The organism is Vibrio sp. 10N.247.311.12, assembly GCF_041467515.1.
Classification (GTDB): Bacteria; Pseudomonadota; Gammaproteobacteria; order Enterobacterales; family Vibrionaceae; genus Vibrio; species Vibrio crassostreae_C.
Genome location: NZ_JBFSUV010000034.1, coordinates 53,947 through 59,587 on the forward strand (window position 1 = coordinate 53,947; position 5,641 = coordinate 59,587).

Below are 5,641 nucleotides of genomic sequence, written 5' to 3' on the forward strand. Positions count from 1 at the left end.
ATGCGGGCAATAGCGCGACGTCGACCGAGCTTGAAGTCATCATCGATACCGAAGCGGCGGCGACCATCACAATCGATGATGATATCGCAGGCGACGACATCGTGAACGCAGCGGAAGCGGCTGGTGACGTGACCATTACGGGTACCGTGGGTGGTGACGCCAAACCTGGTGATACCGTGACGTTGACGGTGAACGGCAACTCAACCGATTACACAGGCACGGTGAAAGCGGATGGCACTTACAGCATCAATGTACCGGGCAGCGAGTTAGTTGCGGATGCGGACAGCACCATCGTGGCGAGCGTGAGTGGCACCGATGAAGCGGGCAACCCGTTCACGGCGACGACAGAGGCAAGCGGTGACAACAAAGACGGTGGTTACGAGGTTGATACCGATATCAGCAAACCGACCATCGATCTGGTGGCGTCGAGCGACAGCGGCGACAGCGACACAGACAACCTAACCAATGACAAGACGCCGACGTTCTCGCTGGGCAACATCGATGACGATGTGGTGGCAGCGGGCATCGTGGTGCTCAAAGACGGCGTTGCCCTAGAAGGCACGCTGACCGAAGAGCAAGACGGCACTTGGAGCTTCACGCCGAGCGCCGACCTGGCGGATGGCACTTACGACTTGAGCGTAAAAGTGACGGACGATGCGGGCAATAGCGCGACGTCGACCGAGCTTGAAGTCATCATCGATACCGAAGCAGGAGCAGGTATAGATATCGATCAAGTTACTGGTGATGGTATTGTTAATGCTGAAGAAGCTTCATCTGATCAAGAGATAACAGGTAAAGTTTCTGGTGATGCAAGTGAAGGGGATACTGTACATATTTACTTGGGGGTTGGAGATAGCAAAGTTCTTATCGGTTCGACGGTAGTTCTTGCTGACAATACGTTCAAGTTAGTCATACATGGTTCGAATCTTATTATGGGTAACCCTGCAGATCTTACCGCTACTGTGACTGGAAGTGATGATGCTGGTAACGATTTTGTTGCTTCTAATACAGAGCGTTATTTTGTGTTTACCGACATTCCGGAATCTCCTGTGATTACAAATATCTCAGATGATTCTGCAGCTAGTGATTATTCTGAAGTTACATTGCATGGTACTGGTGAGCCTGGCTTAACAATATTACTATTCGATGAAGACAGTAATCAGGTGAATGTAACTCCGATTACAGTCGACAGTAATGGTAACTGGACCACTGATATATCGAACCTGGTTTCTACGTCTGTTAATGACAACGAATTCTTTACAGCCAAACAAGTTGATAATTACGGTAACACTAGTGAATCATCGAATACCGTACATTACTACCATGGCGATTTTGACCCAGCACAGCAAGAAACTACAGATGACTTCGTCTTACTTGGTGGGGGAGATGATCAATTCAATGCCACTGTAGATGACATTGATAACAGATTAGTTGTTGATGGTGGAGATGGTACAGATACTGCTGTGTTTGATTTCTCTTTGGACTCGGCTTCAGTGACACTTAATGCTGATGGTTCAGTGTCAATCACTGAAAATAATGGTGATGTGAATACTTTCATTGAGTTTGAAAACTTTAATTTTACTGATGGCGGAAAAACTGTTGAAGAGCTATTTGCTCCTTCGGTCGTTATCGTAAAAGATGAAGACGATATTATTAACAGTGACCGAACTATGGTTTCATACAGTGTATTGTTACCTGTTGGTGTTGAAGTCGGTGCTACCTTGACGGTTCAAGTCGAAGGGCAACTGACTGAGACTAAAGTTCTTACTCAAGCTGATATAAATTCTGGGTCTTTATCATTTGATGTAGATATGGACACGGTTGTAGATGGTGAACTGAATGTTTCTGCTGAGTTAACATATCAAGATCAACCATCAGGTACTCAGTTTGTTGGGACAGATGCGTTATCTACCAATATCGATCCTAGTGCTTCTAGCTTTAGTATTGAATTAGGTACAGAGCAGTCAGTACAGTTCACGTTCGATTCTCACGTAATTGATGCTGAAGATGATTTAAGCAGTACTGATAATAAAGATGTACAACTTTCGATTATTGATCTTCCTGAGTTTGGTTCTTTATATGTGGTTGATGGTGATATTCGTACATTGGTTAATGAAAACACAGTTCTAAGTGAAGATTCACAAATCGAATATGTGCTGGATGAAACTGTTAATTCCGATCTCTCTTTTGATGCATCAGAAGATTTTAACAATATAAATGGTTCCAAAACATCTTATACATTAGATAGTGGTGTAATCATTTCTGGTGGTCGCTTCGATGGAGATAGACCTGACTCATCTAGCAATTTAACAGCTGAAACATTGCATTATGATAGTGCGGCTAATGAGTCAGGATTAGGTGTAGGTGACAAAGAGCTTGATGTTTCAACTAAAGATTATATCTCGATAGACTTTACTCAAGTTGGTGATTCTAACGCCACTGAGGTAACAGTAACTGAGGTTAATATCGATTTTGGTAGTGTATGGGCTCACTATGCCGACAACAATTCTGCTGATGCTGAAATACAAGTTATCTTATTTAAAGATGGTGTTCAGGTAGGTAATGACCCTTACATCTTTGATGATGATACTAATTCTGCCGTTTATGATGGAAGCGGTGAATTCACTGCAAATATACAGCTTGGTGGTGGGTTTGATGAGATTCGTGTATACACAGTTAATGGGGACCAATCAAATGGATCGAACTCTAATATCACATTGCAAGGTGTTGAAGTTGTAGATGCGATTGTTTCTGAAAAAATCACTTATGAAGCTACAGATAGTGACAAAGGAACTGATACTGGTGTTATAACCATTTCAACTTCAAGTACACAGGATTCAACAAATAAAGCACCAGTCTTGAATGACTCTCAGTTTGATGCTTCTAATGAAGATCAGGTGGTTAGTTTGTCTCTGGATAAGCTCGATATTACTGATGCTGATGGAGACCAGACATTTATTACAGATGTCAAGGTTGACCCATCATATGGTTCGGTTCAGCTTGTAATAGATTCAGAAGGGCAAGTGACCTCTGCAGAGTTCACACCAGCTTTGGATAAACATTTCGATAGCGTACCGTTTACTGTGACTGTTTCTGATGGAGCTAAGTCGAGCGAAGGTACAGCTACACTTGTTGTGAATGCCGTGGCTGATAAGCCTAATGTTACTGCGGTATTTGGTGATACTTCAAATGTTGTGATTAGTGATGCATTGCATACTAAGCTTGTTAATGCTGATGCTAACACCAGTTTTACTGAAAGTGATTATGCTGAACTTGGTCATACTGTAATGAATCAGTATGGTCAAACAACGGGGACTGTAGGAAATGATTTAATCGTTGGTTCTGATGTAAGCTCTGGTGATAGTTTGATTGGAGATGCTAATACAAACCCAGGAGGTACAGGTTCTGATATTTTTGTTGGCCGTGATGGTGATGATCATCTTTCTGGTGGTACTGGTTCATTGGATGCTGAAAGTGCTATTGATACTGCAGTATATGAAGGTGATTTTTCTGAATACAATTTAACTTTTGTTGGTGACACGACGACACAACATGATTGGACTATCGTGGATAGTTTGAACCGTGATACTCCTGAATGGGGTAGTACTGGTGATAAACTGTATCAAATTGAACGTTTAATTTTTGCAGATGCTATTGTTGAACTTAATGAAGACGGAACATTCAATGTGCTTCAAGATGTTGGCTTTACAGTAACAGCTTCGGTAGCAGATACAGACGGAAGTGAGTACCTAGACGAAGTTAGAATTTCCGGGTTACCAGATTCTGCAGAAATTATTGATAAAGATACTGGTAATGTTCTTGGTGGTTTCGTAACCGTTGGTGATGAATCTGTCTGGGTCATTGATATTGAAGGTGACACTACACAGCATATTAGCTATGACAATCTTGCAGTAAGAGATAGTTCAGGTGAACAGTTAGATGTTGATGTTGAAGTCGTTGCTGTAGATGTGAATGAAAATGTTTCAACAGCGAGTACTAGTGTTAATGTTGCTGAAACTAACGATATCATGGCAGATCAAGGCGGGAGCGTACCAACAACAGTCATTACTCTGATTATTGATTCTTCTGGAAGTATGGCAAGTACTCCGAGTGGTCTAAGCGATATGAGAATTGAGTACGTATTGCAAGCGTCAATTAATCTCTTGCAAAACGTGGCTGATCAAGAAGGCAGTGAAGATGTTCTGGTACAGTTAATAGACTTTGATTCTGGAGCGACGAATACTGGTTGGAAGACAGTAGCTGAAGCTATAGCTATTCTTACCACCGCTCAAGAAAAAGTAGATGAGAGAAATTATAACGGTATCTTCGATGCGCAAGGCGGAACGGATTATGAAGATGGCGTAGAGGCAGCAATCGCTGGTTACAATACTAACCCAGTTTCAAATTTGTCATCTGACGATACCAATGACGTTGTTTACTTCTTAAGTGACGGTCTAGACAATGGCGATTGGGACAGTGATACCAACAGCGATTGGGACAGCTTTATTGCCGATAAAGATGTGACTGCCGTTGGAGTCGGTAGCTCAGATAATGTGCCTGAGAGTGGTCTTAAAGAAGTCGCTGGTAACAATGGTAAAGTTGTTTATATACCAGACTCTCTAATCACAACGGAATTACCAAAACTTCGTCCAACAATCGGTATTGCTGGTTCGTTGTTGCTATCTCTATCTGGCCTAGATGCAGTAGCAGTAATGATTGATGAGAGCAAAGCGTCAGTGATTCAGAAAGTCGATACTGATGGAAACACCATTAACCTGCCAACAGGTCTAACATTTACCAAAGACAGTGTTGGGAATGAACTGGTTGTTGATATTGGTTACGGAGAATTTCGAGTTGCACAAGATGGTTCATACTATTTCCAACCATCAAGTGACAGCACAGCAAGTGACACCGGTAAAGCGGTTGCATTTGAAATCCTTGTAACTGTAGAAGATAGTCAAGGCGCTCAGTCACAGCAACTTATTACATTAAATCTAAGCCCTAGCGGTGAGGTGAATGTTGCACCTACTTCTTCGTTTAACGCATCGACAGGTGATGATCAGTTCCAGGGTACTGAACAAGATGACATTATCTTAGGTCATGCTGGTAATGATGTACTACTAGGGGCTGCGGGCGATGATATCTTACTCGGTGGCGACGGTAGCGATATCTTAATCGGTGGCTTAGGTGATGACATTCTAACTGGTGGCGACGGTGATGATATCTTCAAGTGGGTTGATGAACCTTTGAACAACTATCGAGACGTTATTACTGACTTTGAAGTGGGCAGTGACCGTATTGATTTGTCTGAACTCCTTCATGATGAAAATACAATGGATGATGTTCTTGAACATTTGTCAGCTAAGATTAGCGATAATAACCAAGACCTAGAGTTAACCATTACTAATGATCAAGGTTCTCAAACTATAGTATTACAGGGCCAAGCAAGTAATCTTAGTGGTTTTGACGTCGATTCTTCCGGTGTTTATTCCGGTGATGAATTGACGAATTTAGTGAATTCACTAATGATTAACCTACCAAACTCTTAATTCATGAATAACAAAAAGGGCCGAAAGGCCCTTTTTTAAGGTTCATCGCGGATTAGCGGGAACTAAAAACAAAAACGGTAGTAAGTGATATG

The 5,641-nt window shown here is 42.2% G+C and carries 1 protein-coding gene; it reads left to right on the forward strand.

The genetic code is table 11. The annotated features are described in order from the left end of the window. Positions 1-5,549: Ig-like domain-containing protein (locus AB6E30_RS15400; RefSeq protein WP_372104245.1), on the forward strand; the 5,549-nt coding region annotated here is incomplete at its 5' end. Positions 5,550-5,641 lie beyond the last annotated feature (92 nt).